Origin of the sequence: Mesorhizobium sp. M1403 (assembly GCF_040317695.1) — a bacterium.
Lineage (GTDB): Bacteria > Pseudomonadota > Alphaproteobacteria > Rhizobiales > Rhizobiaceae > Mesorhizobium.
On the sequence record NZ_JAMYKY010000078.1, the window covers coordinates 1 to 2,790 of the forward strand.

At 60.0% G+C, this 2,790-nt stretch carries 3 protein-coding genes; 1 reads left to right on the forward strand and 2 read right to left on the reverse strand.

Annotation, left to right across the window (positions count from 1 at the left end; all coding sequences use genetic code 11):
* Nucleotides 1-86: 86 nt before the first annotated feature.
* Both NKH01_RS35010 and NKH01_RS35015 read right to left on the reverse strand, forming a co-directional pair.
* Nucleotides 87-974, reverse strand: coding sequence for a DMT family transporter (locus NKH01_RS35010; protein ID WP_352965139.1), 888 nt, complete (start codon nucleotides 972-974; stop codon nucleotides 87-89).
* A gap of 80 nt (nucleotides 975-1,054) precedes the next feature.
* Nucleotides 1,055-2,260 (reverse strand): glycosyltransferase family 87 protein, encoded by a 1,206-nt coding sequence (locus NKH01_RS35015; protein ID WP_353024729.1) that lies wholly within the window; start codon nucleotides 2,258-2,260, stop codon nucleotides 1,055-1,057.
* 286 nt (nucleotides 2,261-2,546) lie between these two features.
* Between NKH01_RS35015 and NKH01_RS35020 the strand changes: the two genes are divergently transcribed.
* Nucleotides 2,547-2,790 (forward strand): GTP-binding protein (locus NKH01_RS35020; RefSeq protein ID WP_352484577.1); only part of this gene is annotated, 244 nt, incomplete at its 3' end.

Sequence of the window (2,790 nt, forward strand, 5' to 3'; positions counted from 1 at the left end):
TGGCATCGCCCCCACGGCAGCCTAAAGTCAAAAACACCTATCAGTCGCCTCGCTCTAACCGAGGACAACCTGTTGAGGCTCCACATCTAGGCGACGACAGTCAACCGGCGCTTGCGCTCGTCGAGCGAGACGATTGTCAACCCGCTGGCCACCACCAGCAGGATACCGCAGATGGCCAGCGCATTCGGGAGTTGCCGGAATACCACCAGGCCCGAAATCACCGCCCAGACGGTGAAGCAATAGTAGAACGGCGCCACCACGCTGGTCGGCCCGACGCGATAGGCCATGAAGATGAAGAAGTGGCCGAAGATCAGGAACAGTCCGGCCCCCGCCATCAGCAGCAGGTGATGGGTTTCAGGCACGACCCACTGCTCGGAAAGCAAATGAGCTGCCCCGGCGCCGGCCAGCACCACAATCACCGCGGAAATTGCGACAACCATCCCCGGCACCTCGGCGGCGACCTTGCGTCCCGCCAGATCGCGCGCCGCGGACAGAGCGGCATTGCCTAGCGCCAGCAGGGCGTAGACCGAAATCCCCTGCATCGTCGGTTGTGCCACCATCACCGCGCCGATAAAGCCGAGCCCGATCAGCGCCAGGCGCAGCCCGCCGATCCGTTCGCCAAACAGGATCGAGGAGCCGACCAGCATCAGCAAGGGTGTGATCTGCCCAAGCGCGGTCGAATCGGCGATCTGCATGTTGGCGAGCGCCACCACGTAGCAAAGGATAGCACCCAGTTCGAGCAGGTTCCTGCGCAACACCTTCGCGTCGAGGATCAGCGGGATCTGCTTGCCATAGCCCAGCATGAACAGCAGCGGAATGCCCCACAATGTTGCCGCAGCGCCGCGCAGGAACAGCACCTCATAGGGCGGCAGTCCCGCGGTTGCGAGCTTCATCATCGTGTCGTTCACGATGTAGGACCCGGTCGAAACGACCATGAACAGCGGGCCTCGGATGGCAGTCGGGATGAAATGCATGGGCCGACGAAATCAGACCGGCGCGGCAGCGGCAATGGGCCAGCGGCAAGCGAACGGATTTCCAGCGGCAATTGAACGGATTATGGCTTCAATTCACGTTGAGCGCTCCAGCCCGCGAAGCCAAGTGTCGGAAAAGCCTGCCATGCGCGGCCGACCACCAGGCCCAATACAAGCAGCGCCGAGAGAAAGGCGGTGGCCAGGTGTTCCGAGGGGCCCGAGACGAGCAGAATGCCGGCAAAGATCACGACAGCGCATTCTTTCGCCGAAAATCCTGATTTTCCCAGAAACGCCAGCGGGATTGCGAGAGCCACGAAATCATAGATGAACGCGTAGGGCGAAGCGAGAATCGTCGCGGTTGCGAGCGCTGCTGCCTTGACGTCGAACGCCACTTTTTGACGCCATATCCAGATGATGCCAGCGCTCAGAACTGCGATGAGCAGGCCCTGCGCGGTCCATGCGAGCGTCCAATTCCACCGAAGCGCGCGGACAAAACCGTAGAGGCTTTGAAGCTTGGAGAAGTCAGCCCTACCATCGACGAGAATGGTGCCGTTGACCTTGGCGGCGGCATCGAAGAAATCGGACCAAATCTCGGCGCCGAAGAGGCCGATGGAAAGCATGATCATGACGGTGGTGGAAACAGCGGCCCAACCGATCACTCGCCAAAAGCCTCCAGCGATGAGCGCAAGCGGGATCATCAGACCGAATTGCGGCTTATAGGTGAGCAGGCCGAAGCAGAGGCCGGCCAGCGCGGGGCGTTTTTCGATCGAGGCGATGGCTGCGCCAAGCAACGCAGCGGTAATGAAGCCGTTTTGGCCGACCACGGTATTCCAAAGCACGGGGGGCCAGGCCATGGCTGCCAGAATCGCAACGCGTGTGTTCCCGATCAGCCGTATGGCGGCGGCGTAGAGCGTTATCCCGGTCGCCATCCATGCAACCAATGCAGCCGGATAGGATAGCAACGCCAGTGCGGCGGTCACGATCAGGAAAGTCGGAGGATACTGCCATGAAAAATAGCCGTCGAAGGTAGCACCGCTTTCAGCGGTCGAGATGCTCTTGTGCAGGTCCCAATTATAGGCATCGGCGGCATGGCCTTGCAGGACAAGCTTGCCAGCGCCCCAGAATGCGATGAAGTCGGTCGCCAGCGGCCGCCCGTTTTCGTCGAACAGCCAGCTGCCGATCAATATCGAAATGCCAAGCACGCCGATGTAAGTGCAGATCAAGCCGCATATGGCCAGATAGATCAGACGTTGCAGGTTCTGCCCTGTCGCGATGGTGGCAATCCGCATGATGCTCATTTACCCGCAAGTGCCCAGGCGCCATTCTGCTCCAGTGTCATTAAGCCAGTGTCATTAAGGGTTTGTGGCGCCACCGGCCTTGGGTCGTGCTCATCTTACATTTCCGTCTTGCCATTCCCATATCGGCCACATCCCCTAAATCGGATCATGGGTTCGAACCGAGTGAGCCGCGCTCAGCCACAAGGCGCTTGTGTTTTTCGGCCTTAGTCGCTAATCGCCCCGCATTCGACTGAACTGAAGGTCCAGGCCGTCCTCAGGCCGTCCAAGGAAAGAGACTATGGCAAAAGGTAAATTCGAGCGCACTAAGCCTCATGTGAACATTGGCACGATTGGTCACGTCGACCACGGCAAGACGTCGCTGACGGCGGCGATCACCAAGTATTTTGGCGAATACAAACGCTACGACCAGATCGATGCGGCGCCGGAAGAAAAGGCACGCGGCATCACCATTTCGACGGCACACGTCGAATACGAGACGGCTGCCCGCCACTATGCCCATGTCGACTGCCCCGGCCACGCCG

What these genes read in the sequence shown, in the direction of transcription:
- NKH01_RS35010 (WP_352965139.1), bottom strand. Translation starts at nt 974, where the DNA reads ATGCATTTCATCCCGACTGCCATCCGAGGCCCGCTGTTCATGGTCGTT.
- NKH01_RS35015 (WP_353024729.1), bottom strand. Translation starts at nt 2,260, where the DNA reads ATGCGGATTGCCACCATCGCGACAGGGCAGAACCTGCAACGTCTGATC.